Consider the following 26,309-nt stretch of genomic DNA (forward strand, 5'->3'; position numbering starts at 1 on the left):
ATGGATTTTGCTTTACCCCTCGTCATCCTCGTGATGGTTGTTTTCATCATCCTTATCCGTCAAAAATCAAAAAAAGCAGCTGAAGAAAATAAGAAAATCGGCGCGGAGTTTCTGGCTAAAAACGCCAAGGAGGAAGGTGTGATCACAACTGATTCCGGATTACAGTATCTTGTTCTGGAAGAAGGTGAAGGTGATAAACAACCTACTGCTACTTCTCGCGTGAAAGTGCATTACCACGGTACCTTACTTGATGGTTCAGTGTTTGACAGCTCAGTGCAACGTGGTGAGCCGATTGAGTTTGGTTTAAATCAAGTTATTAAAGGCTGGACAGAAGGCGTTCAATTGATGAAGAAAGGTGGAAAAACACGCTTTTTCATTCCATCTGAACTAGCTTACGGCAATATGTCGGCAGGCGCGATCAAGCCGGGCTCAGCCCTGATATTTGAAGTGGAACTTCTCGACTTTAATTGATCAATATTCCAGATAGCAAAAGGCCGCTATCGCGGCCTTCTTTTTATCACTCTGCTGATTCTAACGTTTCAAGCGCAGTCTCTTTCATTTGCTGTTTAGACCAAGCTACCGCATCTTCAAGCGCAAGTGGATGGGAGAAGTAAAAACCCTGACAGGTATCGATGCCACAACTTTCTACGAAGGTCTTTTCCGTATCGGTTTCTATTCCTTCTGCAACCAATGCACAACCTGTCACTTCACTGATTTTGGCTAACAGTTGATAGAGGTTCTGTCCCCTTTCCTCTTTAACATTAAGCAACAACGAACGGTCGAGTTTCACCTTGTCGAAATTGTATTTCAGCAAGTGTGGGAACGACGCATACCCAGAGCCGAAGTCATCAATGGCCACTTTCACACCAAGACGTTGTAGAGCATTAATGTTGCGGCTGATCTGTTCATGATCTTCCAAAAGTGCCTCTTCGGTAATTTCAATTTCTAACGAGGTCGGCGGGATTTTGTAGTAATGTAGCCTTTCCGCGATATTGTCGACAACGTCTCTGTCTGAAATGGTTTCTGCGGAAATGTTCACACCGACTTTACAACCCGCAAGCACTGGAAACGCCTTCATATCAGCCAACACCAGGTCTATAACCATCTCATCAAGCTGTTTAATCGCGCCTAATATCTGGAAATCACTAATGAACGAAGGTGGCATCAAATTTCCGTATTCGTCCCGGTATCGAACCAAAGACTCGAACGCAAGAAACGTGCTGTCCTTAACGTTCACCTGAGGCTGATAGAACATCACAAACTCTCCGCGGTTCATCATTTTGCTGATGCGCTGGCTGACTTCGTGCTTGCTGATGTAGCTTCCCATCGACTGATTCACATCTCCCAAAAATGACTTCAGGGTGCTGCGTTCAATTTCCATCTTACGAAGAATACCTTTGCTATCTGAGGAACTTTTACCCGCGTAGCTCAGATAAAAAGGACGATAAATGAGAACACCCAAGGCGATCACTGCGATCTGTAACACCGAACCTGCTAAGCTGTTTTGGGTCGCTAAATAGCCGCTCAGGAAGGGAGGTGTCATCCAGTCCACAATCGTGCTGACTGGGTTAACCAGTCCTAATGCCATCACGCTATAAACCAAGACAAAGCTCACCATTGGTACCAGAACAAAAGGCAATATAAGTGTCGGGTTAAATATGATAGGTAAACCAAACAACAACAGCTCGTTAATGTTGAACATCACCAAGGGTAACGCTGAGAGCGCCAGTGCGATGTGCCTTTTCTCTCTGGAAAAAGGAGGATGCACAGAAGCAGGCTTAGCGAATTGCCTGAACCGCCGATGGCAAGGAATGCATCATAAAAACCTTGGCTAAGAATGTTCAGCGGCTCTTCACCAAACTGCCATGCCGTAATGTTTTGTTGGGTATCTTCGAACAACTGCTGCTTAACACGAAATAGAAAATTGTGGCCATTTATACCAACCGCTCCCAAAAGCCCGAGCACAAACTGATACACAATACCACCCGCAAACGTTAACGGATCCAAGCTCAGGTGGTCTTTAAACACTGCCGAGCTTTCCATAACACTTCCGGTTAGGCGGGTAAATAAGATGGTCAACAACAGAAAGCCAAAGAAATGAGCAGCTTGCTTATACAATGCACTAACGAAGTCTAACCTTGATGGGTCTAACGGATACAGCCGCGCAGAAACACAACAAATCGCTGCAACTATTGCTGTTAGTAACGCTGCCAAAGGATTGTTAGGCAAGCCGTTACTCGCCACCAAACCGTTAGATAACGAAACAGCGATAAACATCACCAAGGAATAAGGTACGACAACCATTGGGTTGACGTTGTGCTTTGTTGACAAATAATAAGTTGTAATAATGCATAGTGCTGTTGGATAAATACCAATTAGAAGATTTGAGAAATAGAAGAACTTTTGCGCAGTATCTGGTAATGCCGCAAGGTTTAAAAAGTGGCCAACAAAAATCGAAATCGCATTACAAATGGTTAAAGGTAGTAAAAGCAGAAAGACGATCGAGATGTCACGGACATAGGTGTCGTAGTAAGGCCTCAAAGAAGGCAGTTTCCACATGTTAATGAGTTTGTTCTCGGTGCAGGGCCAAAAAAGATGCGGGATTATATATGTGAGATTAGATGCTCTCAATTAAAAACAGATGGAATTCACATGCTAACTTGATGAAAAAAATCATTTATTGTTAATAAAATAATTCATTCATAACAACCAAGAAATAATGACAGAAAAATCACCTATATATACCCAAACGACCTAAAGCTGCCCTCCCTTCGAGCGAGTTGACTGACGCCGTTATCACGACGCCAGTCAAACTAGCAGAAACCGGTATCTTCAGGTTGTTTGGGTGTATACATACCTGCCATTTTTCCACACAAGAGTGGTTAATTTATTTACTCAAATAAGTTAAAATCTTTTGCTTGTTTTGAGAAATATATTGAATATCTTTTTCATAGGCTAAGTGATGCCCATCGTCTAAGTTTTTCTGAAAAGCCTCATTCCCTTTATCAGCTTCACTTTTCATAAAAGAAACCAAAGCCTCTAACCTATCAATCATGACATCAGGCAACACGCATAATGCGTCTTTTGTTACACCATAAGCTTCACAGAAGATTCCCGCACGGTCTATCTGCTCATTCAAAGAACCCAATTTATCAAAAGCATGAGTTTTGAAAGGTGCCCAACAATAAAGCGCATACGCCAAATCCCAAGTCCTCGGTGCTGGATGAGCAGTATCAAAATCGATGATGCCCACCGCTTCCTCTCCATTGAGAACTAGGTTATATGGCGCGAAATCACCGTGGCAAATAACTTCTGTGGGTACCCTTACCGGAAGTATCCAATTTTCATTCCCACCTAAACCGTCGACAAACGAAACAGAGACATCGTGCATTTGTCTCAACAGCCTCGCTGCACTGATTAAAGCCCGCTTCGATGCGATATGGCCTTGAAGCGGATAGTTATAAACCCGCCCTTCCAAAAAACTGAGCCTTTCATGTTCTGAGTCTATTGCAATCGGCTTTGGGCAGTGATGGAAGCCTTGTTGATGTAGGTGATTCAATAAGCGGTGAAGTAATGGAGTGGTTTCGTTTGCGGGGCGTATAACGTGATTGTTAGCCCGATAAACACCAGCTCGACCGCCGGGAAGTTTTTCCATATTAGGCTCCATGTTTGGCGATCAAGGTATATCAGAGGGTAAGCGTGGGTATAAACAGAACAACAAAGCCAACCACGATGGAACGCGTCATCACCAGATAAAATTAAACAAAAAAACAAAGGCATAAATTTGAGGTGATTAGCAATTCAGCATTGGCTTTCGCTCCATAGGCTTTGGAAAAAGATGAGGGCTCAATACTACCGCATTAGACTCGCTATATCTTTGAACCGTATCGAGTTCGATAAAAATTTAACCTCGTTAATATCAACTAGCCGCGAAGATCAGAACTTTCCACGGCTACGTATCAACAACGAGAAATCGAGATTTTTAGCCGCGTTCAGGCGTAATTTCTGTTAAAAGCCCGAACTATTGAGCAATTTATTATTGACTGTTTTTTAAACAGTGGTGTAAGTGTAAGTAATGAGATGCAAATAACTTGCACCATACCAAACAGACTGAAGACGCAGGTCTCCGAGAGTTTGCATAAGAATAGCAATACAAAAAGGTACAAAAGTAGCCGTGCGCCCGCACAGCAAAAATGAAAACGGGTAGCACAAAGCTGAGAGGCAAAACAGTTTTCTGGCCTGAGCGACAAGTCGCCCCAACAAGGCCCAACGTGATAACTGGCGATGACTCTGAATGTCAACGTTCGTCCTGCAGGGGCGGTACCAAAAGGAGCATGGGGCATGAGTGACGTTGTGCTTAATTTTACGCTTGATGAGTTCAGCGCCCGGCTGGCAAAAGTTCGTGCGGCCATGGAAAACCATGAATTGGACTTGCTTATCATTCACGACCCTTCGAACATGGCTTGGCTAACTGGTTACGATGGCTGGTCTTTCTACGTCCCTCAATGCGTGGTCATCGGTCATACTGGCGATCCGCTTTGGTTTGGTAGAAACCAGGATGCTAACGGTGCTCGCCGCACTGTTTACATGAGTCACCAAAATGTTGTTGGCTACCCTGATGACTATGTGATGAATCCTCCCCTTCATCCCATGGAATATCTTGCCAATTCGGTGCTGTATGAAAAGCTCTGGGATAGAGGACGTATTGGTGTTGAAAAAGATAATTACTACTTCAGTGCCACTGCGTATGAATCTTTGCAAGAAAATCTCCCCAATGCCTCCTTTGCTGATGCAACTGGCTTGGTCAATTGGTGTCGTGCGGAAAAATCTAAGCAAGAGCTTTACTACATGCGAGCTGCAGCAAGGATCGTCGAAAACATGCACCGCGTCGCTTACGAACTTATCGAGCCCGGATTGCCAAAACATATTCTCGTCGCTGAAATCAACAAGCATGCCGTAATGGGACATGACGGGCACTTTGGCGATTATTCTGCGATTGTCCCGCTGTTGCCTTCTGGTGTAGACGCGTCAGCACCACATTTGACGTGGGATGACAGACCTTTCAGAACCGGTGAAGGCACTTTTATCGAAATGGCAGGGGTTCACCGCAGATACCACTGCCCGCTTTCCCGCACTATCTATCTCGGTGAGCCAGAAGACCATTTCAAACGCGCCAATGATGCGCTCAATGAAGGCTTAGAGGCAGGTATGGCAGTTGCAAGACCCGGTAATACCTGCGGAGACGTCGCAGCGGCACTAAACGCCACGATGGAGAAATACGGCTTTGATCGCGGAGGATCTCGTTGTGGTTATCCGATCGGACTCAGTTACCCGCCAGATTGGGGGGAGAGAACCATGAGCCTCCGCCCAACGGACAGTACTGTATTGAAAGAGGGCATGACGTTTCACTTTATGCCTGGATTGTGGATGGATGACTGGGGAATGGAGACCACTGAAAGCATCGTGATCACAAAGTGCGGAGCTGAGACACTCTGTGAGTTCCCTCGCCAGCTATTTGTTAAACATTGAATGAAAAACGGATTCTTTTGTCATGTCTAAACTACCGCCAAGTTCTGTATCTCCCACTGTTGATTTCGATGCAGATGGCGTTCAACATGGTTTTTTGAAACTCCCCTACTCGCATAATAAATCCGCTTGGGGCGCTATCATGACGCCTATCACCGTCGTTAAAAACGGCGATGGACAAACGGCACTGCTGACGGGCGGAAACCATGGCGACGAGTACGAAGGTATCACCTCACTGCTCAAACTCAGCAATAAACTGAAGCCAAACCAGATCCGGGGACGGGTCATCATTATTCCGATGATGAATATTCCTGCGGTGCAAGCATCATCTAGGGTTTCCCCCATAGATAACGGCAATATGAACCGTGCCTTTCCTGGTCACCCTTATGGCAGTATAACTGAACGCATGGCTGACTATTTCACCCGCCACCTTATCCCCATGTGCAATACAGCGTTGGATATCCATTCAGGAGGAAAGACGCTGGACATCATCCCTTTTGCAGCCGTTCACCACCTTAGAAATAAAGCACAGGAGTTTCGATGCTCTGAGGGCGCACGCTTGTTTGGTGCACCCTATACTTTTTACATGGAAGAGTTGGATGCCACAAAGCTATTTGACACAGCTGTAGAATCACAGGGAAAGGTTTTCGTGACCACGGAGCTTCGTGGTGGTGGTACAACAACACCAGAGACCATTGCAATCGCTGACCGCGGCATTCATAACTTTCTGGTTTACAGCGGCATCCTCCAAAAAAATTATATCGACCCACCTGACGAACCAGTCGCTCTAGAGATTCCTGACAAAGACGCCTATCTGCAAAGCGAACACAATGGCATTCTTGAAATGTGCGTAAACCTTGGGAGTCAGATAAAAGATGGGGATCTGATAGCACGTATCTATTCCACAGAGCGAACTGGACAAGCACCCGCCTATTATTGTGCTACCACAGATGGCATCTTAGCAGCCAGAAGACACGCTTCGAACATCGGTATTGGCGATACTTTTGCGGTTATTGCCAAGCCCATCGAATAAATCTCGCTTCTACCTCTGTCTATATGCCACGCTTATAGCGTGGTTTTCTTTATTTTTCGGGGAGTAATAAATGAAGCTAGATCGATACGACATAAAGATTCTGCAAATATTATCCAGAGAAGGAAGAATCACCAAATCCAACCTGGCGGATTCCATTAACTTGTCGGTCAGTCCTTGCTGGGAACGCGTAAAGCGCCTTGAAGAAGCAGGTATCATCGAAGGCTATGGTGCAAGAATCAATGCTGACATCTTTGCCAAGAGGACCGCAGTGTTGGTAGAAATTACCCTTGGCAAGCATAACGCAAGGAGTTTTCAGCGTTTCGAACAAACCATGCAGGATTGCCCCGAAGTGGCAGACTGTTTCGCCACAGGTGGCGGCGTTGATTACATCATCCGTGTTATGGCAATGGACATCGACCAGTATCAACGCCTGATTGATAGTTGGCTGATGTCAGATCTAGGCATAGAACGCTACTACACCTACATCGTTACCAAAACCATCAAACAAACACCGCAATCACTCGACATCGATGAAAACCTTGCCGAATAGCAGCAAACATATTCCCGACTTTTCAAACAAATAAATCCGTAACAGAAAAAATACTAAGTTTTCGGCTGAAAATCCAAAAAATCGCCAACCATAGCCCCCTCATACAGAAAACCCATTTCCAGATGCTGGCTTAGAGTTTTACTGAGAACATCATTTAGTCTTGGGAGGTCAACGTATGGCCGCGTTAAATTTACCCCATGATGGGAAAGCCACAGATGCGGTGCTCACTCATCTCCGTGATGCCCGACTGTTCCGTCAACTCGCATACATCAACGGTAAGTGGATTGCAGGTAACAAAGATATCGCGGTAACCAATCCAGCAGATGACGACGTGATTGGTTACGTCACAGCGCTTCGTAAGTCGCAGATAGAAAGTGCCATCAATACCGCAGACAAAGCGTTCAAGAAATGGCGCGCACTGTCCGCAGAAGAGCGCGCCACCAAACTGATGGCGTGGCACGACTTGTTGCTCGATAACCGTGAAGATCTCGCTCATCTAATGGTACTGGAGCAAGGGAAAACCCTAGATGAAGCCCGTGGAGAAATTGACTACGGCGCCTCCTTTGTGAGTTGGTTTGCTGAAGAAGCCAAACGGTCATATGGCGAAACCATGCCAAGCCATATTCCAAACGCGCAGTTAGCTACACTGCGAGAGCCTATTGGTGTCGCAGCTCTTATCACACCATGGAATTTCCCCAACGCGATGATCACGCGAAAGGCCGCTGCGGCACTCGCGATTGGCTGTACCGTTGTGGTGAAACCCGCAAACGAAACCCCTTTCTCTGCCCTCGCTTTGGCTGAATTAGCCGAGCGCGCAGGTATTCCAGCCGGCGTCTTCAATATTGTCACTGGTGATGCCCCAATGATCTCCGAAGTGCTGTGCGCCTCAGAGAAGGTCAAAGCACTCTCTTTTACCGGCTCAACAAGGGTCGGGAAACTACTGCTTCAGCAAAGCGCAAACACTGTGAAAAAGTGTTCAATGGAATTGGGCGGTAATGCCCCCTTCATTGTGCTGCCGGATATGGACATCAAACAGGCGGCTAAAGCAGCTATTGACGCCAAATTTCAAACCTCTGGGCAGGATTGCCTCGCGGCTAATCGCATTTATATACCTCACCAACGTTACGATGCTTTTATTGATGCCTTCGCTACCGAGATGCAAAAGTTGCGAGTGGGTAACGGCATGCAGAAGACCACGGATATTGGTCCTCTCATCAATGCTCAAGCAGCTGAGAAGGCGCAAACACTGGTAGATGACGCATTGAAGAAAGGTGCGACCTTGATCGCTACCAGTCACAAGAAAGTGCCAGGCGCGAATTTTTTTAATCCAGTACTGCTCACCAACGTCACACCAGATATGGCGGTATTCCGCGAAGAAAACTTCTGCCCGGTGGCTGGCGTGCTGGCCTATGACGATTTGGACGCCTTAATTGAGTCTGCCAACGACACGGAATACGGCTTGGCAGCTTATATCTACGGTCATGATATTCGCGATATCTGGAAGCTGATGCGAGGCCTTGAATTCGGCATGGTCAGCGTGAATAGCGTCAAGATGACGGGACACCCTATTCCCTTCGGTGGCATAAAGCAATCCGGCCTTGGACGCGAAGGCAGCCGTCATGGCTTCGATGAATACAGCGAAATTAAATATTACTGTCTGGGCGGCCTCGATACTGCCAGCGGATGCTAGGGTCTGTTGACCCCAAGAGGAACTTAAACATGAACAATATTGATACCAAAGCGCTGCTTGAGATAGACCGTCAGAACGTCTTCCATGCTTCAACACACCTCAAACAATATGCTCACGGCGAAATGGCTGGCCGCATTATCACCAATGCGAAAGGCATTCGTATTCAGGACTCTGAAGGCGTTGAGTTAATTGATGGTTTTGCTGGCCTATATTGCGTCAACATTGGGTATGGACGTGAAGAAATGGCTGAAGCGATTTATGAGCAGGCCAAAAAGCTCGCCTACTACCACACCTATGTCGGTCACACGAATGAAGCTCTTATTACGCTCTCAGAACGTATTTTAAAAATGGCCGGCCAGAGCATGAGCAAAGTGTATTATGGCATGTCTGGTAGCGATGCGAATGAAACTCAGCTCAAACTGGTTTGGTACTACAACAACACACGTGGGTTGCCAGAGAAGAAGAAAGTCATCTCCCGTGACCGTGGTTACCATGGTTCAAGTATCGCATCAGGCTCGTTGACTGGACTTCCTGTGTTCCATGCACATTTTGATCTACCGCTCGAGCGCATCAAACACACCCTCGCACCCTATTACTACCGCCGTGAAGACGGTGGTATGACAGAACGAGAATTCTCGAAGCATTGCGCTGACGAGCTTGAAAGGATGATCCTCAGTGAAGGCCCAGACACAGTGGCTGCCATGATTGGAGAACCTGTGTTGGGAACGGGCGGCATTGTTCCACCACCAGAGGGATACTGGCAGGAAATCCGCAAAGTGCTGGATAAATATGACATCCTGCTGATTTCAGATGAGGTGGTGTGTGGTTTTGGTCGTCTCGGTGCAGATTTCGGTTCGATCATGTATGAAATGAAGCCAGATTTAATCACCGTCGCCAAAGGCCTGACATCCGCCTATCAACCACTTTCTGGAGTCATGGTTGGTGAACGTGTTTGGAAAGTGCTTGAAGACGGTACAGACCAATGGGGCGCGATTGGTCATGGCTATACCTATTCGGGCCATCCACTCGGTGCAGCATCAGCACTTTGCAACCTCGATATTATCGAGCGCGAGAACCTGACCACCAACGCAAGGGATACGGGTGCTTACTTCCAACAGCAAATGCAGGCGACGTTTGCCAATCATCCTTTAGTGGGTGAAAGCCGTGGCATTGGTTTGCTGCATGCTCTTGAATTTTCGAGCAACAAATACAAGCGTGAGCACTTTGATCCTAACCTCAAAGTAGGGCCACAAATCGCCGCAGCCTGTCTTGAGCAAGGGCTTATTGCGAGGGCAATGCCACATGGCGATATTCTGGGATTTGCGCCACCTTTGGTAGTTAATCGTGGAGACGTCGATGAAATCGTCAGCCGCGCCAAGAAAGCCGTTGATAAAGTCACCGATAGCTTGGTGAACAGTGGCAAATGGAAAGCTGCATAACCACAGATAACTTATACAAGAGACAAAAATAATAGTAGAAAGCCGCCATGCTTGGCGGCTTTCTGTAAACTGCATCACGTCTAGTAAAAGCTGATTGGTAGATAAAAATCTAGTTCGAACCGTTCGTCTTCATTGAGAAAATGATTCTTGTGATAGTGCACGTACGCGGGCGTTGAATTCAGTTTGAAGCCAGAAGCAGGAAGCCACTGCTCCAACACCTTACTAATTTGTGGCAGTAATTCGCCATAAACACCTTTCAGTCGGAATACCGCGTGTAATCCGCCCGGAATCACCAACTGGTTGACTACCGCCCGTACTTTTATGGGCTTATCAATGGCAATGCAGGCCACATAGCGACATTTATCCAACTCAACCCATGCTGGGTTTGAGTGATGCAAGCCAAACTGAATAGTGTCATCTCGTCCTTCTTCGTTCGCCCAAGCTTTAATCACCCGCCAAGCGTTCTTGATAGAGCGGTTATAACCAACATGACGAACATATGCTGCGAAACGCTCTGGCACTTCTACGATTTTGGGTTCCGGTAGTTGTCGGGTTGAGACTCTGTGATAACCCGCCGCCACTTCTGGGTCACGTAAGTAAGGCTTTTCGTCACCTTCCAGCTCATGCCTTCGCCACTCCCCCGGTGCGACATGAAACGTGGCTTTGAACGCACGACTGAAGGAAGACACCGAGTTAAAGCCACATTTATTGGCAATCTCAAGCACAGATGATCCTGCGTCAAACATCAGCTGGTTTGCAGCGTATTCCATACGTGTACGTCGAATGTACTGATGAATCGATTCGCCCACCACGCTTTTGAAGATGCGGTGAAAATGTTGCTCTGAATACGCGGCCACATCAGCAAGTTCTCTTGCGGGTAAATCACGGCTGATATCTTTGTGGATGTAATAGAGCACATCATTGATGCGCGAAATATGCTGTTGGCTCATTATTGGAAATAGCATAAATAGACATGTTTAAGAGCATAAATGGACATACTAAAACAATCAACGAGGAGTAAGATGATTGGTATCCCCATTGTCGGCGGAATGAATAATAAAAACTCAATCAGGTGCAAACATGGAAATCGCTAAGTCTCTTCAACAGACCCCATCGTCATACATTCGTGAAATTCTTGCTGCTGCGTCAGATAAGAATGTTATTTCACTGGCAGGTGGCCTGCCTGATGAAAAGACCTTTCCCATCGATCTGATGAAGCCGACTCTGGAAAATCTTTCTGATATGCCGGAAGTCTTTCAGTATGGTGCTACAGCGGGTTACCCCCCACTACTAAATTTTCTGACTGATTACTTCCAATTGCCTGATACACATATTGCTATGGCTTGCACGGGTTCTCAGCAGGGGTTAGACCTGATTGCCCGCGCTTACGTTAACCCTGGCGATAAAGTAGTGATGGAAGCACCTAGCTATCTGGGTGCAATGCAGGTATTCGGTCTGGTGCAGGCAGATATCGTCACTGTTCCACAAACCGAGTATGGCCCTGACATCGAAGCGCTGCGCACCGTGTTTTATGAGCAATCTCCAAAAATGTTCTATGCAGTACCAGACTTCCACAACCCAACCGGTGTTTGTTGGTCATTAGAAACCCGCAAACAAGTGGCGGCGCTTTGCGAGCAATACAATGTTGCACTGATTGAAGACGCCCCTTACCGTGAATTGCGTTTTTCAGGCAAGCCGATTCCACTGGTTTCTGACTTTTGTCCACAGCACTCTATCGTGCTCCGTTCCTTCTCTAAAATTGCATCACCAGGATTGCGCGTGGGGATAGTGAGCGGCAAACGCAGCTACCTGGAACCGCTTATCAAAATCAAACAAGGCGCAGATCTTCACTCCAGTGTGCCAATGCAGGCATTGCTATTGGGTCTTCTCAAACACGACAACTTTGACTATCACATTGATACTATTCGAGCTCTTTACAAATCGCGTTACGAAACCCTGTATTCAGAGTTGCAAGATAGACTGCCGGAGGGTTGTGATATTAAGCCCGTCGATGGTGGCATGTTTGTTTGGGTCACTCTACCAAACTGCGACACCTTCAAATTGGCGAAAGAGTTACTGAAAGATGGCGTTGCTGTGGTGCCAAGCCCTGTTTTCTATCCACAACCCGAGACAGCAAAAGCGGCGCTCCGTCTGAACTTCACTAACGCAACACCATCAGAATTGGCTGAAGCGGTAAGTCGATTAGCGAACGGGCTAGCCAAAGCAATTTGATCCTAGCAATGTAGCCGACACAGAGAAAAAGCCTGAACCCTTTTGGATTCAGGCTTTTTAAGCCAAAAAACGTACATTTGATTGCACTACTTCTTCTTTTTCACTTTTCCCTGAACCGCTTTGAAGCGCGGATTGGATTTGCAAATCACATAGAGACGTCCACGACGTTTCACCACCTGACAATCTTTGCTTCGGTTCTTTGCACTTTTCAGTGAACTCAATACTTGCATCGTTTACTTCCCTGCCTTCAGGTTTTTGCCACCAAAGCGTTGATTGAATCGCGCCACGCGACCATCTTGCTTCGCCATTTTTTGTTTACCGGTATAGAAAGGATGCGAATGCGATGAAACATCCAGCGTCACATAGGGATAGGTTTTGCCATCCAACTCCACCGTACGTTTGGTTTGTACTGTCGAACCGACAAGAATGTATTCGTTTGCGCCTGTGTCGTGGAACGCCACAGTCCTGTATTCAGGATGGATACCTGGTTTCATGATAATGCCCTCCAACTCATGATTGCTACGTTATAACATAACATTTAAATTCATTGAGTCAAATACTAATCATTATCATTTGCATAAGGAGTGGTACGAATGTTTTCAGAGAGGTACGTGAAATCGAGGATACAAAAAAGGCCACGGTGAGTAACCGCGACCTTTTAAAATACCTCTGAAGATAGCCGAATTACGGCGTTTCAGACGCTTCTAGTTCGTTGCTTACTTCGATCTCAACGGCGTCTGAATCAGCCATCGTTTCCTCGATATCAGCGGCATTTTCACAGGCGTAGGCATTACCAAACATGGTTACTGAAGAGGAGAAACCAAATGGCTGATACAAGTACAAGACGTTCGCACCTTTGTCTGCCGCTTGAATACGCATTTGGTTTAAGGTTCCCCAAACCATGTCTTTGTCAGCATGCAGCCAATAGTCGTAAAAATGGCCTTCAGAGCCGATCACTGTGCCTTTGTGTTCACATCCCTGAATGGCATTTACATCGTCCCAGATGACTTTCACTTGTTCAGATTGTTGCGTTGGAAACGTTACACAACCTGAAAGCAGTGTCGCTGACGCCAGCGCCACACTCAGCATTACCTTTTTCATTCACAATGAGTCTCTCAAAGTTCAAGGGCGCGGAGTGTATCTCCCAGCGAGCCAAAAGCAAACAAAAAAAGCAGGCTTTACGGCCTGCTTTTCTAGCTAGCTATTGTTAGTCAGATACAAACGCCAGCTTCCATGGGATGAAATGTCTTTTGCGCCTTCAATAGCAGATGCCTGACAGATAAACCCAGTCACCCAGGTACCATCATCTAACTCAACTTTGCCCAACCCCAACGGGCTTGGAATGCCTGCGAGAAAATCACCCACGCGGGATGTCGGCACTTCCCAAAGCTCCATTTCAATGCTCACGCCAGCGTCGTTCACGCGAACCATGCCAGGGCGTTTTGGGCCTTCGCCTGCCAGCGCATAGAAACGGTAACTTGGTGCACTGCGGCGTTTATCGATAAAGCTAGCGTGACGATCCTTGAGTTGATGGTTCAGCGGCAAACCTTCCATGTGAGCGCCACAAACGGCAATGACCATGGTTTCATCAATCGACTCACCCACCGAAACGGCTTTGTTGGCGGCATAAGCTTTAGCTAGGTCAAGCAGCTTGGATTCACTGCCTTGGTCAGAAAACAGCGTAATGCCAAATGGCATCTGCTCCGTTTCGTCATCCGCCGGAATCGCAATCGCAGCATAATCCAGAAGGTTCATGAAGTTGGTGTAATAACCAAAGTCCGTATTTTTCTGGATGGGGTCATCAAGCATTTCTTCGATGGTGTAAATCGTCCCAGACGTCGGAACGATGACTGCATCAACGATTTTCAGCTTGGCATCACAGCGCTTTTTCAGCGTTTTCAATTGATACTGAGCATTGAACGCATCCACCGCCGAAAACTTGGCAGCGCTGCCAAGGATCGCCTGAATCGTCGGTTCACATTGCGTTTCATGCTCATCGAAAAAGCCTTCTATGGCGGCATAACGCTCTGCTACCCAAGGCCCCTGATAAAGCAAGGTCGCAGCATCCAGGAAATCCTGAATGTCCATCTCCACCAGCTCAGCACCATTTGTCGCTAACTTCTCTTTACTCATCTCAAACCGACGCTGGAAGTCCGCATTACCAAAGAACTCCAGGTTCTCTGTCTTAGGTACACCAATCCTGACGGCATCAGAAAGATAAACGATGTCAGCATCAGACTCAGAAAAGTCACGGGCGTAAGCGTCACCCGCATCATACTGCCCAGCGATAGGCAGCAGGTATTCAATGTCTTCAACGCTGTGCGCAAACAATGTCACGCAATCAAGCGTTTTACATGCTGGAACCACACCACGGCAGCTGATCCGTCCAATACTCGCTTTCATGCCTATCAAACGGTTAAAAGCAGCAGGTATCCGGCCTGAACCTGCAGTGTCCGTGCCCAAAGAAAACATGACCTGACCAAGAGCAACAGAAACTGCGCTGCCGGAGCTTGAACCACCAGAAACGTATGCTGGGTCAATGCTGTTCTTACAGGCACCGAATGGGCTGCGTGTGCCGTTTAACCCTGTCGCGAACTGGTCGAGGTTGGTTTTACCCAATGGCACCGCGCCCGCCTCGATTAAGGCCTGCACCACAAACGCGGATTGACCCGGTGTGTAGGCAAATTCTTTGCAAGCTGCTGTCGTTTGTAATCCCGCCAGATCGATGTTGTCTTTAATGGCAAATGGCACACCATAAAGCGGCTTATTTTCCGGCTTGTGGTTTCTCAACGCTTTGAGGTAGCCATCCAATTGCGCTTCGCTGATCAGGCTTATCCAGCAGTTATGCTGATCGTTTTGCGCTTTTTTCCACTGGGAATAGAGATAATCTGCCGGCGTGATGTCACCTGACTGATAAGCCGCCAACAGTTGTTGAATTGACGTAAATTCCATTTAGATTTGCTCCATGATTAACAGTGTTTGTCCGGCGCGAATTTGCTCCCCTTCGCTTCTAGACATTCGAACCACGCGCCCTGATTGTGACGCTGTCACTTCTATTTCCATTTTCATTGATTCAACGATAAGCAGTGGCTGCCCCACTTCGATGGTATCGCCGGGTTTAGCCAGCAGTTGCCACACATTACCTGCCAACTGAGCGGTCACTGGAAACTGGCCGGTTTCGAGCACTTCGAGGCTTGTCTCTGCGTTGTCCACGACTTCGGCAACAAAGTTCGCCTGTCCCGTCTCTTCCCAACGCTGACGCTCTGCGTCAAACGCAGCTTGCTGTTGAGTTTTAAACGCGCTAATAGACTCACTTTCTTTCGCCAGCATGGCCTCGTATTCAGCGAGACCGAAACGGGTTTCTTCAATGCGAACATCAAACTTGCCACGTGGAAAATCACGGCGAATTTGAGTGAGCTCTTCAGGCGAGACAGGATAGAAGCGAATCTGGTCGAAAAAGCGTAATAGCCAAGGCTGAGTAAATGCCTCGGTCTGGTTGTATCGGTTCCACATCTGGAGTGTGCGCCCCATTAACTGGTAACCGCCCGGCCCTTCCATGCCATATACACACATGTAAGCACCACCGATACCCACCGCATTTTCAGGCGTCCAGGTACGCGCTGGGTTATATTTCGTTGTCACCAGTCGGTGGCGAGGGTCCATCGGTGTCGCGACAGGTGCGCCAAGATAAACATCACCCAAGCCCATCACCAGATAACTCGCATCAAACACGATATCCTGCACCGATTCTCTGCTTTCCAGTCCGTTGATACGACGGATGAACTCAATATTGTCCGGGCTCCATGGCGCGTCTTGACGCACCACTTCATTGTACTTTTTCATTGCTAACTGGATGGAAGGGTCATCCCAGGAAAGCGGCAAGTGAACGACCCGGGAGGGTACTTCCAATGTGCTGATGTCGCCGAGGGTCGCCTCTGCTTTTTCGAGCAGAGAGAGTATTGCTTCACTGCTGATTTGCAGATTATCGAAGTGCACCTGAAGCGAGCGAATACCAGGGGTCAGTTCTTTAATGGCGGGAATCGCCATTTTTTCCAGCGCCAGCATCAACGCATGTACACGAAAGCGGAGTTTCACGTCGAGCATTTGTGGGCCATATTCCACCAGCAGAAAATCTTCTCCACTTGGGCGATACACTACCTGTTCGCCATATTTTTCCGCTGGGATTTCCTTCAATACCGGAGAAATTCGGGTTGAAGCACTTGGCAATGCCAACTCCTTCGAAGACAACATGCCAATCGCCGCTAACTGATGACGCTCCGCACGCTCGGCATGCTCCAAAGACACCGCCTGAAAACGGATTTTGTCTCCCGCCTTCAATTGTCCAAGCTTCCAAAGGTCGGCTTTTATCACTGTGGCAGGACAAACAAAGCCGCCCAGACTTGGGCCATCTGGCCCGAGAATCACAGGCATATCACCGGTAAAATCCACTGTGCCGACGGCGTAAGCATTGTCGTGAATGTTAGAAGGATGGAGCCCGGCTTCACCACCGTCTGGTCTCGCCCACTCGGGTTTTGGCCCAATTAAACGCACACCCGTGCGGCTTGAGTTGAAGTGAACTTCCCATTCGGCATCAAAAAACGATTGGATATCGTCATTAGTAAAGAAATCCGGCGCACCGTGCGGGCCATAAATAACACGCAGCGTATGCGTCATGGAAAGGTCCGGAGCTGGCAATGCTTCGCCAACGCGTTTTTTATCCAATTGAGTGCTATTGAGGTGCAGTACATCTCCTGCCATCAATGCACGGCCGGCATGTCCGCCAAATTTGCCCAAAGTAAATGTCGAGCGGCTGCCAAGGTATTCAGGGCAATCAAATCCACCTTTGATTGATAGATACGCCCTCGCCCCTTTGTTTTGGACCGTGCCAAGCGCGACGGTATCGCCTTTCGATATTGCCAGTACGGTAAACATCGGCGCTTCAACGCCATTAATCGTGACGGACAATTCAGCACCCGTCACCACCAGTTGGGTGTCAGCGTTGAACTTGAGGGTGGGTCCGTTAGCAATGACCTCCAAACCTGAAGCGGTTTCATCGTTGCCCAATAACTGGTTACCTAAACGGAAACTCAGGTTATCCATGGGGCCAGACGGCGGGATACCAACATGCCAATAGCCACTGCGACCGGGGTAATCCTGAATGGTGGTTTGGGTACCGCTGTTTAAAACATCGATAGAATGAGGCTGATAATCAAATGACGCCAGACTCGATGTCAGCACTTCTCCCTGCTTCACCCGAGGCATGCGGGAAAGTTGTGCAAGGTAATCAAGGTTGGTTTCTATGCCATAGAGAGCAGTTTTTTCCAGCAAGCTGGCGATCCTATCCAGTGCTTGTTCTCTTGACGGTTCATGCACCATGACTTTGGCAATCATCGGGTCGAAAAATGGGCTGACTTCCACGCCCGCTTCCACCCAAGTATCAATGCGTATCGTGCCCCCATTCTCGTCCTGACTCACCGCATTGCCCTGAACACCTTCTGGGAAATCTAACTGAGTGATTAAGCCGGTTGATGGCAGAAACTGTTTGTTTGGATCTTCGGCATAAAGACGGAATTGAATAGCATGTCCTGCTGGTTTGACGTCCAGAGCCTCTTGCCAATGATCAGCGTGTTCACCACAGCCGATTTCTACCATAAGACGAACAATGTCCACGCCAAAGATCAGCTCAGTCACACCATGCTCAACCTGAAGTCGCGTATTAACCTCCAGGAAGTAAAACTGTTGGGTAGATTGGTCGAGGATAAATTCAACCGTACCCGCATTTCGGTAGTTCACCGACGCGGCAAGACGAATAGCTGTTTGTTGTAACTCTTGGCGGGTCTCTTCATTCAGATTGGGAGCCGGCGTCTCTTCCATCACTTTCTGGTTACGACGCTGTGCAGAACAATCCCGCTCTCCCAACGCAATCACGTTACCTTCACCGTCACCAATCACCTGAACTTCAATGTGGCGGGCTGAGGTAATGAACTTCTCCATGAATAAACCGCTATGGCTGAAGTTGGCTTCACCCAGACGTTTTACTGCCTCAAAGGCATCCTGAAGCTGTTCGGTATTTTCACAAAGGCGCATGCCGATACCACCGCCACCAGCGGTGCTTTTGAGCATGACCGGATAACCCATTTTTTCTGCCTTGCTAAGCGCTTCTTCCACGCTTTCGAGCAACCCCGTACCCGGCAACAAAGGGACATTGGCTTTCTCTGCCAGTTCACGGGCAGTGTGTTTCAAACCAAAAAGATTGATTTGCTCGCTGGTTGGGCCAAGAAAGGCGATATTTTCACGTTCACAGGCCGCCACAAATTCTGGATTTTCACTTAAAAAGCCATAGCCGGGATGAATCGCTTCGGCACCCGTTTGTTTGGCGATGGTAAGAATTTTGTCGATATCGAGATAGGTCTCAGCGGCACTGCCCTCGCCTAAGCTGTGGGCCTCTGAAGCGTTAAGAGTATGCAGGCTGCCTGCATCGTCTTCGTGGTAAACAGCCACACTTGCGATGCCCATGGCATCAAGCGTTCGAATTATTCTGCAAGCGATGGCGCCACGATTGGCGATAAGAATTTTTTTGAACATAGCGTTGTCTTCATCTATCCGGGTCGTCCCGGACAAAGACCTGAGGTGCATTTCCTGCGTGAAGGGTCGTCCCTTACCTCTCCTTGGTAACCTTGTTGTCGCACGTATTACTTAGTACTCAGCGTTAAGCTGCATCCCACACTGCCACTTCAATCGGCGTTGGGTTATAGGCATTACAAGGGTTGTTGAGCTGTGGACAGTTAGAAATCAGCACGATCACGTCCATTTTGGCTTCCAGCTCCACATATTTACCCGGCGCGCTGATGCCATCCGCGAAGGTCAGTCCGCCTTCCGCTGTCACTGGCACATTCATAAAGAAGTTCACGTTGTGGCTGATATCTCTTTTGGTCAGGCCATACTCTGGGTTTTCTGTGACTGCCAGCAACCAGGAGTCACGACAAGCGTGCATGCAGCGCTTTTCATGCGCATAACGCACAGTGTTGCTCTCGGTTGAACAAGCGCCGCCCAAGGTGTCGTGGCGACCACAAGTATCCGCGACAATTTCCAGCATCGGGTTGTTCAGATTTGATAACAACGTTGAGCCTGCTGTCAGGTAGGCATTGCCTTGCTCGCGAAGTGTATCCATCGCCGAATAACGTTCTTCGGTGTTGTTAGCGTTATAAAACAAGGTGTCCGCGGCCTGATTACCTTCAAGATCGGTAATGCGCATGCGCTCTCCCTGCTTCATGACTTTGAAGTAGTAATCTCCAGCATCCACAACCTCTTTCAATTTGGCTTCCTGGGTGCAAAGTTGGCTTTCAACAATCATGACTGGCTCCTTATCCCATCAGTTGCGGTTGATATTGGCGGGTGTTGACGAATCCACGGCGGTTTTCATCGCAGTGATTCAAACAAGCATCATCTTCTGTGAGGGGTTCAGCGCGCACCATTTCGACGTCAACACCCGTTCTCGGATAAGTAGAAGAGGGATTCATCGGATGTGGGCAGGTGCTCAGCAGAACAACCGTGTCCATTTCAAAACGAAGCTCAATCACATCACCTGCACCGGTGTTTTCGCTATCAAATGCCAGCACACCGTCATCAGTCGTGGAGACTTTGCTGAAGAGATTCATCGGTGCGGCGACATCACGTAATCCCAATCCAAACTTCGCCATTTCCACCAACATGGCATCGTGACCGTTTTGCATCCAAAGGTTACGGTGATGCTGATAATCGCGCGCGCCCCATTTTGTGGTGACGTGTTGGCTGTTGCTGAGGCCGCCAATGCTATCGATCCATCCTGTGTCATCACGGACAATGGAGCAGAAAATACGCCCCATGTCGGAATACACGCAGTTGCCTGCGGTGAGCTTAAACGTGTGCTGGCATTTCAGCGTGTCCGGCAGGTTGATGCGCTCTGACGTATTACGCGGGTTGTACATCAACAAACTTAGGTTTGCGCCGCTGTCTTTCGCGGTAAACCGTAAGCTGTAACCAGCAGGTACTTCCAGCGAGCCATGCTGCCCGCCTTGGTAACTGTGCTTAAACAAGCTATTCAGTGTCATTGCTATCTCCTTTGCTGTCGAAGCTGGTTTCCGGTGGCTTATGCCACTTCCTTTTGTTCTTTCGCCTGTATTGAAGCGATGATCTCTTCCTGACCTAAGTCATTCAGCGGAATATCAAACGTCACCTGCGACCCATAACGGTCTGGTTCTTGTGGGTCGAATCTTGGCTTATCGAACACCCAAAGACGCGAACCCAGTTTGAAGCCTTCATGAAGGTCGTGGGTGATCATAAAGATGGTCAGGTTTTGCTCCTGCCAAATATCGTTGATCAGCACATGCATATCTTTCCGAATACCCGGATCCAGTGCCCCGAAAGGTTCGTCTAACAGCAGGATGCGTGGCTTTTTCATCAACGCTTGAGCAATCGCTAAACGCTGTTGCATCCCGCCTGACATTTCAGCGGGATACTTGTTGGCAGCGTGTGTGAGACCCAACCTTTCCAGCTGTGCCATGGCGCGGTCTTTCAGCTCGCCCTTGCTGCTCCCCCACACTTTTCCGAGTACTTTCGACATTTCGAATTCGTCAGCCACCATGACGTTTTGCAAAGCCGTCATATGTGGAAACACTGAGTATTTCTGGAACACGATGCCGCGTTCAGGGCCAGGTTCCGAGCTCAAAGGCTTTCCATCCAAAAGCAGCTCACCGCGTGAAGGTGCCTGAGTGCCGAGCAACATGTTCAGAAAGGTGGATTTACCACAACCCGAAGTACCAAGGATGCTGATGAAATCCCCCTGCATCACTTTCAGGTTCAGACGTTCCAGCACCACATGGTCGCCATATTCTTTCCAGACATTTTTGGCTTCGATAATGGGTGTATTTGAGTTGTCCATAATCATTTCCCTCCCTGAGTCGCGTGGAACCACGGGTAGCATTTAGCGGAGAGTTTTTGCAGCAGCCAATCCATCAGGAAGGCAAGAATGGTGATCCAGACGACGTAAGGCAGAATCACATCCATCGCCAGATAGCGGCGGATGAGGAAGATGCGATAGCCAAGACCTTCAGTGGAGGCAATCGCCTCTGCGGCAATAAGGAATAGCCACGCACTGCCAAGCGTCAACCGCACTGCTTCGATAAGGCGAGGCATTACCTGAGGTAACACCACCCGAACCAGCAAGGTCCATGAATTCGCCCCCAGTGTTTGCGCCTTGATGATTTGTTCGCTCGGAAGGCTTTCTGTTCGAAGCTGCAAATCGCGGATCATCATTGGAGTAATACCAATGACAATCAGCACCACTTTAGAAAGCTCGCCTAAACCAAGCGCAATAAACAAAATCGGAAGGATCGCCATCGGAGGGATCAGAGACATTGCTCTGACCATCGGAGACAGTGGCGCCCGTACATAGGGGATCATGCCGTTCGCCACACCCACCACCAGCGCCAACAGCGCACTGATACCCACACCGAGGCATAGACGTTCCAAGCTCGCCCAGGTGTCGACCCATAGGAGAAACTCTCCGGTTCGACGGCTGGGTTCAAACGCCATACGCTCAATACCATCGGCAATGCTGGCAAATGACGGGAGCAGTTTATCGTTAGGGTTTTCTGCTAAGCGGGCATCTGATGCCACCAAATAGGCGGCGATCAGAAGCACAAACGGCAGGCAAGCTAGAACCGAGCGACCAAATGGCGACGGCTTTAGGTTAATAATTCGCGTCATAAGCCCGCCTTACAGCTCGCCTTTCGCTGCCATATCCATAAAGGTTGGATTGAATCGAAGCAGAACATTGCTGCTGTCGCCGAACACACCCGCAGGGGTTTCAATACCGATAAAGCCCGCATCAGGCGCGCCTTCACCCAGTAAACCATGCTTAAATGAGAACTCAGCCACTTTACCCATGGTGTCTTTCAATGTTTCAGACTCAGTGAAGGTCACTGCATCTGCTGGTTGGTAGAACATTTTGGTTGAATCCAACTGAGCTTTGTAACCAGCCAAATCAGTACCAGAAGATGCCGCCATAAACTCCAGCGCTTTGGTGCCGACTTCGTCGTCCATCTGCATCTGGCTCATGATTTCATACCAAGCACCCGTCAGGGCTTTACCCAGTTCTGGGTTCTGCGCCAGGGTGTCGCTGTTTACCACCAGAAGGTCGATGATTTCACCGGGGATTTGAGAAGAGTCGAATACTTTTGATGCGTTTGGCATAGATACAATCTCTGCCAGCAGCGGGTTCCACGTGGTTACGGAGGTCACGTCTTTTGTGGCAAACGCCGACACCAAGTCCGCATCAGCGGTGTTTACCACAGTCACGTCGCGCTCAGACATGCCGACACTTTCAAGCGCTCGCGCCAGCAAGTAATGCGAGACACTCAGTTCAACCAGGTTGACGCGTTGGCCTTTGATATCGGCCAGCTCAGCGGTATCTTTCAGCACGATGCCGTCGTTACCGTTTGAGAAGTCACCGACGATAAGTGCCGTTGAATCAACGCCGCTCGCGGCAGGAATGGTCAGTGCATCCATGTTGGTCATCACTGTCGCATCAAATGCACCCGCGGTGTATTGGTTGATCGACTCGATGTAGTCATTGACCTGAACAACTTCGATTTCTATACCGTACTTGTCAGCCCATTTCTTGATAATGCCTTCACTGTTACCGTAATCCCACGGCACCCAACCAACGTAGATTGACCAAGCCAAACGAAATGTTGGCTTATCTTCAGCGAGCGCTGGGCCTGAGATCAGAGTGAGACATAATGTGGCGGCAAGCGCCAGACGAGTGGAAATTTTGCGAAGAACGGAAGAATATAACTTCATAACTACCTCTACCTTGAGTTTTCACGAACCGACGGCACCAAAGAGATATCAAACGAATCTCCCGGGCTTTTATCCCTCCGTGTGACCTCTTAGTCAGCTTCGCGCTGATTTAGGTGAGGTTGACAACTCTCGGACCAGGCATGCTTTTCCTTGTCAGCATCGGAACCCTAGTTGTCTATTTTCAAATTGTCAGAACGCTTTCGAACGATACATCTTTGGTGCGTTACTGATAATATTGCAAGCAATGTGCTTGCCAATTTCTTATATTGCTGTATTTATTGAAAATTACTTGCAGTTTCGATTTTTTCCCAAAAGAAACGAACAGATTGGGTGCACAATTGCACTGTTTTGATCCAAGTTAGCCCTTAGGAAATAGCAGACATAAGCAAACCACATTTAAATGAATTCGGATGAAAGCTCACGGAAGGTAAAAAATTTGAAGTTGTGGGATGCCGATAAAAAAATGTTTCCCTGTCCAACCAACGGAGGATCGATAGGACAGAGAAACGAACAACGACAGCAAGGAGTAAACGTAACGTCTGCAGTCATTCTGCATACGCACGCCATTCTCTTAACAGCAATCACCTTGCCAGTTTTTTATTTGATTGTTTTAAATGAATTTATTTAGTTAAAAGCAATTAAATGCTGATCGGATTGTTCACCATCAGTGCAGAAGATGCACCGACTTTGCACTTTGATTTCAGAGGGGTTTTCGCTGTTTCATCGTATCATTTCACGCGCATAATGCAGTGTTCTACATCACCGACCGTAACACTGATAGATTGAGATAACTTGAGGTATTCCAGTTCTTCGAGAGCATCATCGGGGTAGCCTTGGTCAACCATCCAATCCATAGGTTCACGGAAAGAGTCTTCAGAGACGATTACAGAATCATTCAGCAGTTGATTCTCTCGAATACTCACAATCCAAACCCGTCCACGATACTCAGAAAAATCATTAAGCGATTTCGCAAGGGAGTCGTTCACTTTACCCCAGAATGTACCCATCGTAATTGCTTGCCCTTCGAGTAAATCTTTGAAGATTCGTATGTTTCATACGCGGAAACTAAAGAATATACCGTACGGAATTGGATTCAAACGCTCTTTCTCTCGGTGTGGGACATGGCACATAGTTAGGGGCGTTTTGCGAGGTTTATCGCCATTTTGAAGTAAGGAATGTCGCCTTTGTAAAAACGTTCACCTTCCGGTTTCATACCAAATTTCCTGTATATCCCCATGGCGGCTTCACGTGCATCACACCAGAAGATTGATACATCTCGTGCCTTCATTTCTTTGAACGCCGCCTTCAGTACCGTAGAACCGACACCTTGGCCTTGAGTCGCTGGTAATGCAGCAAATTTTCGCAAGCGCACCACATCACTGTCGAAGAACAACGACGCTACACAAACCAACTCCTCATTGACGTAAGCGCCCAGATGAAGCGCTTCATCGTCCCCTTCCGCTTTACAAAACTCAGGGGGGTTATTTGGCCACAACACTTTATGGCGAATGTCGATTGTTTCCTGCCAGCTGATGTGTCTAATTTCCATTTCGGTTTTCCAAATCAAGACACCTGGCAACACCTTACCATGAAAAGCAGATCTTGTGAGTGGAGAGCTACTGTCCTATCTGGTCACCAACCGGCGCAGCATTATTCTGTTGACTACCCAATCCGATATTGACTGCATCATGGCCACCAAATGACTGGAAGGCTCGCAAACCAAACATCGGCATGATGGCGTAGATATGGTCGAAGATGTCTGCCTGCACGCCTTCATAGAAGACCCAGTCCGTGTTGTTCACAAAGGCATAAACCTGAAGCGGCAAACCTTCCGCGGTGGGTTCCAATTGGCGCACCATACACGTCATGTAATTGTGAATATCCTTGTGTGCGCGAAGGTAAACGGCAAGATACGCGCGAAATACCCCAACATTAGTCATTTGGCGTAGATTCGCCACGTGGTGAACATCTTCGAAACTCTCATTGAACTCTTTAATTTCTCGCGCTTTCTCGAACAGAAATTCCCGCAGGATCCGGATTTCCTTCAGTGAGTCAATTTCTTCTTCCGTCAGGAAACGAATCGACGTCAGATCGATATGTACAGAACGTTTAATACGGCGGCCACCCGAATCGGACATCCCCTGCCAGTTGATAAATGCGCTCTGTACTAGCGCGTAGGCTGGAAGCATGCTTATGGTATTATCGAAATTACGTACTTTCACCGTTGTCAGAGAGATCTCCTCGACTGTCCCACTCGCACCGTATTCCTCCATCTGAATCCAATCGTTTAGACTTACCATTCGGTTGGCGGAAAGCTGAATACCAGCGACAAATCCCAGAATGGTGTCTTTAAAAACCAACATAACCAAACCTGTCGCGACGCCCAGTCCGCTCAGGAAGATGATTGGCGATTCGTTCGCAAGAATGGAAATACAAATCACAATACCGACGAAGAAGGTAAACAACTTAATAAGCTGAACAAAGCTTTTGATAGGCATTCGACGGCTGATGCCCTTGAAATAGGCAATGTCATGAAGCGCGTCCAAAAGCGCAAACATCATCCAAATAAACATTACGATAACAGCAATGCCAAGGCAGCGATCTGACATCGTCGCGAGCAGAGGGTGATGCGTCAATATGGGAGGAACCAACACATCCAGAATCATTACCGGCACAAGAGCAGCCAGCTTTTCTAACACTTCGTGTTTGGTCATGCTGTTCGCCCAGGATTGCTTGTTTTTACTGATCGCAAGGTTAACGTAGCGAACAATAATCCGATGGACGATCAGGTAGCTGATGGCTGAAATGCCGATTGCAGCCATGATAAAGACCAGAGTGGGTTCTGCACCATAAGGGTCACTGTCGAGCCCAATCTGAGATAATTTCTCTGAAACGTATTTACGAACACCATGATCTAACATTTGCCGGATTCCCTCTACTGACATGATTGAGCGTATCAGTCAGGTTTCCGATCCGGTGAGGCAGTTTTGATACAGG

At 48.0% G+C, this 26,309-nt stretch carries 24 protein-coding genes and 1 riboswitch; of the genes, 7 read left to right on the forward strand and 17 right to left on the reverse strand.

The annotated features are described in order from the left end of the window. Positions 1 to 471 carry an FKBP-type peptidyl-prolyl cis-trans isomerase gene (locus VP504_RS24805; RefSeq protein ID WP_442788925.1) on the forward strand — a complete coding sequence of 157 codons (471 nt, stop codon included), beginning with the start codon at positions 1 to 3 and terminating at the stop codon, positions 469 to 471. 46 nt (positions 472 to 517) lie between these two features. Here VP504_RS24805 and VP504_RS25660 read toward each other — a convergent pair whose 3' ends face one another. The 3 genes from VP504_RS25660 to VP504_RS24815 all read right to left on the reverse strand — a co-directional run bounded on the left by VP504_RS25660 (position 518) and on the right by VP504_RS24815 (position 3,655). Next, on the reverse strand, positions 518 to 1,768 hold the full coding sequence (locus VP504_RS25660) for an EAL domain-containing protein (protein ID WP_442788926.1): 1,251 nt from the start codon (positions 1,766 to 1,768) through the stop codon (positions 518 to 520). Continuing rightward, positions 1,702 to 2,631, reverse strand: a complete 930-nt coding sequence (locus VP504_RS25665) for a hypothetical protein (protein WP_442788927.1) — start codon at positions 2,629 to 2,631, stop codon at positions 1,702 to 1,704. Before VP504_RS25665 ends, VP504_RS25660 begins: the two co-directional genes overlap by 67 nt. A gap of 256 nt (positions 2,632 to 2,887) precedes the next feature. Continuing rightward, positions 2,888 to 3,655: a phosphotransferase enzyme family protein gene (locus tag VP504_RS24815; RefSeq protein ID WP_325894677.1), complete on the reverse strand. Its 768-nt coding sequence runs from the start codon at positions 3,653 to 3,655 to the stop codon at positions 2,888 to 2,890. Positions 3,656 to 4,341: 686 nt separating this feature from the next. On the opposite strand from VP504_RS24815, the gene doeA reads away from it, so the two are divergent. The 5 genes from doeA (at position 4,342) to VP504_RS24840 (ending at position 10,238) form a co-directional block, all read left to right on the forward strand. Further along, complete coding sequence (doeA, locus tag VP504_RS24820; RefSeq protein WP_325894678.1) at positions 4,342 to 5,529, forward strand: ectoine hydrolase DoeA; 1,188 nt, start codon at positions 4,342 to 4,344, stop codon at positions 5,527 to 5,529. 22 nt (positions 5,530 to 5,551) lie between these two features. Beyond that, a complete protein-coding gene (doeB, locus tag VP504_RS24825) occupies positions 5,552 to 6,559 on the forward strand; it encodes a N(2)-acetyl-L-2,4-diaminobutanoate deacetylase DoeB (RefSeq protein WP_325894679.1) in 1,008 nt (335 codons plus the stop codon). Positions 6,560 to 6,629: 70 nt separating this feature from the next. Further along, positions 6,630 to 7,109: an Lrp/AsnC family transcriptional regulator gene (locus tag VP504_RS24830; RefSeq protein WP_325894680.1), complete on the forward strand. Its 480-nt coding sequence runs from the start codon at positions 6,630 to 6,632 to the stop codon at positions 7,107 to 7,109. A 175-nt stretch (positions 7,110 to 7,284) separates the two neighbouring features. After that, the gene (locus tag VP504_RS24835) at positions 7,285 to 8,799 is read left to right on the forward strand and encodes an NAD-dependent succinate-semialdehyde dehydrogenase (RefSeq protein WP_325894681.1); all 1,515 of its coding nucleotides are present in this window, start codon (positions 7,285 to 7,287) and stop codon (positions 8,797 to 8,799) included. Between the two features lie 29 nt (positions 8,800 to 8,828). Further along, on the forward strand, positions 8,829 to 10,238 hold the full coding sequence (locus tag VP504_RS24840) for an aspartate aminotransferase family protein (RefSeq protein WP_325894682.1): 1,410 nt from the start codon (positions 8,829 to 8,831) through the stop codon (positions 10,236 to 10,238). Positions 10,239 to 10,318: 80 nt separating this feature from the next. Here the strand turns inward: VP504_RS24840 and VP504_RS24845 are convergent, their stop codons facing one another. After that, on the reverse strand, positions 10,319 to 11,188 hold the full coding sequence (locus VP504_RS24845) for an AraC family transcriptional regulator (RefSeq protein ID WP_325894683.1): 870 nt from the start codon (positions 11,186 to 11,188) through the stop codon (positions 10,319 to 10,321). Positions 11,189 to 11,318: 130 nt separating this feature from the next. Here VP504_RS24845 and VP504_RS24850 point away from each other — a divergent pair, with 130 nt between their 5' ends. After that, positions 11,319 to 12,470 (forward strand): aminotransferase-like domain-containing protein, encoded by a 1,152-nt coding sequence (locus VP504_RS24850; RefSeq protein WP_325894684.1) that lies wholly within the window; start codon positions 11,319 to 11,321, stop codon positions 12,468 to 12,470. A gap of 86 nt (positions 12,471 to 12,556) precedes the next feature. Here VP504_RS24850 and ykgO read toward each other — a convergent pair whose 3' ends face one another. The 13 genes from ykgO to VP504_RS24915 all read right to left on the reverse strand — a co-directional run bounded on the left by ykgO (position 12,557) and on the right by VP504_RS24915 (position 26,233). After that, positions 12,557 to 12,700, reverse strand: coding sequence for a type B 50S ribosomal protein L36 (gene ykgO, locus VP504_RS24855; RefSeq protein WP_002542461.1), 144 nt, complete (start codon positions 12,698 to 12,700; stop codon positions 12,557 to 12,559). A 3-nt stretch (positions 12,701 to 12,703) separates the two neighbouring features. Then, entirely contained in the window at positions 12,704 to 12,964 is a 261-nt protein-coding gene (locus VP504_RS24860; protein ID WP_002542462.1) for a type B 50S ribosomal protein L31, read from the reverse strand. Positions 12,965 to 13,154: 190 nt separating this feature from the next. Beyond that, positions 13,155 to 13,571 (reverse strand): DUF4156 domain-containing protein, encoded by a 417-nt coding sequence (locus VP504_RS24865; protein WP_325894685.1) that lies wholly within the window; start codon positions 13,569 to 13,571, stop codon positions 13,155 to 13,157. 96 nt (positions 13,572 to 13,667) lie between these two features. Further along, positions 13,668 to 15,422: an allophanate hydrolase gene (atzF, locus tag VP504_RS24870; RefSeq protein ID WP_325894686.1), complete on the reverse strand. Its 1,755-nt coding sequence runs from the start codon at positions 15,420 to 15,422 to the stop codon at positions 13,668 to 13,670. Further along, the gene (uca, locus tag VP504_RS24875) at positions 15,423 to 19,055 is read right to left on the reverse strand and encodes an urea carboxylase (RefSeq protein ID WP_325894687.1); all 3,633 of its coding nucleotides are present in this window, start codon (positions 19,053 to 19,055) and stop codon (positions 15,423 to 15,425) included. A gap of 124 nt (positions 19,056 to 19,179) precedes the next feature. Next, the gene (locus tag VP504_RS24880) at positions 19,180 to 19,824 is read right to left on the reverse strand and encodes an urea amidolyase associated protein UAAP2 (RefSeq protein ID WP_325894688.1); all 645 of its coding nucleotides are present in this window, start codon (positions 19,822 to 19,824) and stop codon (positions 19,180 to 19,182) included. Positions 19,825 to 19,834: 10 nt separating this feature from the next. After that, the gene (locus tag VP504_RS24885) at positions 19,835 to 20,560 is read right to left on the reverse strand and encodes an urea amidolyase associated protein UAAP1 (RefSeq protein ID WP_325894689.1); all 726 of its coding nucleotides are present in this window, start codon (positions 20,558 to 20,560) and stop codon (positions 19,835 to 19,837) included. 38 nt (positions 20,561 to 20,598) lie between these two features. After that, a complete protein-coding gene (locus VP504_RS24890; protein ID WP_325894690.1) occupies positions 20,599 to 21,390 on the reverse strand; it encodes an ABC transporter ATP-binding protein in 792 nt (263 codons plus the stop codon). 2 nt (positions 21,391 to 21,392) lie between these two features. Beyond that, the gene (locus tag VP504_RS24895; RefSeq protein ID WP_002542470.1) at positions 21,393 to 22,217 is read right to left on the reverse strand and encodes an ABC transporter permease; all 825 of its coding nucleotides are present in this window, start codon (positions 22,215 to 22,217) and stop codon (positions 21,393 to 21,395) included. Positions 22,218 to 22,226: 9 nt separating this feature from the next. Then, the gene (locus VP504_RS24900; protein ID WP_325894691.1) at positions 22,227 to 23,312 is read right to left on the reverse strand and encodes a putative urea ABC transporter substrate-binding protein; all 1,086 of its coding nucleotides are present in this window, start codon (positions 23,310 to 23,312) and stop codon (positions 22,227 to 22,229) included. A 56-nt stretch (positions 23,313 to 23,368) separates the two neighbouring features. Continuing rightward, a riboswitch (guanidine-I (ykkC/yxkD leader) is annotated at positions 23,369 to 23,494 on the reverse strand. Between the two features lie 546 nt (positions 23,495 to 24,040). After that, positions 24,041 to 24,319, reverse strand: a complete 279-nt coding sequence (locus tag VP504_RS24905) for a hypothetical protein (RefSeq protein WP_325894692.1) — start codon at positions 24,317 to 24,319, stop codon at positions 24,041 to 24,043. Between the two features lie 125 nt (positions 24,320 to 24,444). Then, complete coding sequence (locus VP504_RS24910) at positions 24,445 to 24,861, reverse strand: GNAT family N-acetyltransferase (protein ID WP_325894693.1); 417 nt, start codon at positions 24,859 to 24,861, stop codon at positions 24,445 to 24,447. A 67-nt stretch (positions 24,862 to 24,928) separates the two neighbouring features. After that, positions 24,929 to 26,233 carry a mechanosensitive ion channel family protein gene (locus VP504_RS24915; protein WP_325894694.1) on the reverse strand — a complete coding sequence of 435 codons (1,305 nt, stop codon included), beginning with the start codon at positions 26,231 to 26,233 and terminating at the stop codon, positions 24,929 to 24,931. Between the last annotated feature and the right edge of the window lie 76 nt (positions 26,234 to 26,309).

Origin of the sequence: Grimontia sp. NTOU-MAR1 (genome assembly GCF_035758505.1) — a bacterium.
In the GTDB taxonomy this organism is placed as follows: domain Bacteria; phylum Pseudomonadota; class Gammaproteobacteria; order Enterobacterales; family Vibrionaceae; genus Enterovibrio; species Enterovibrio marinus.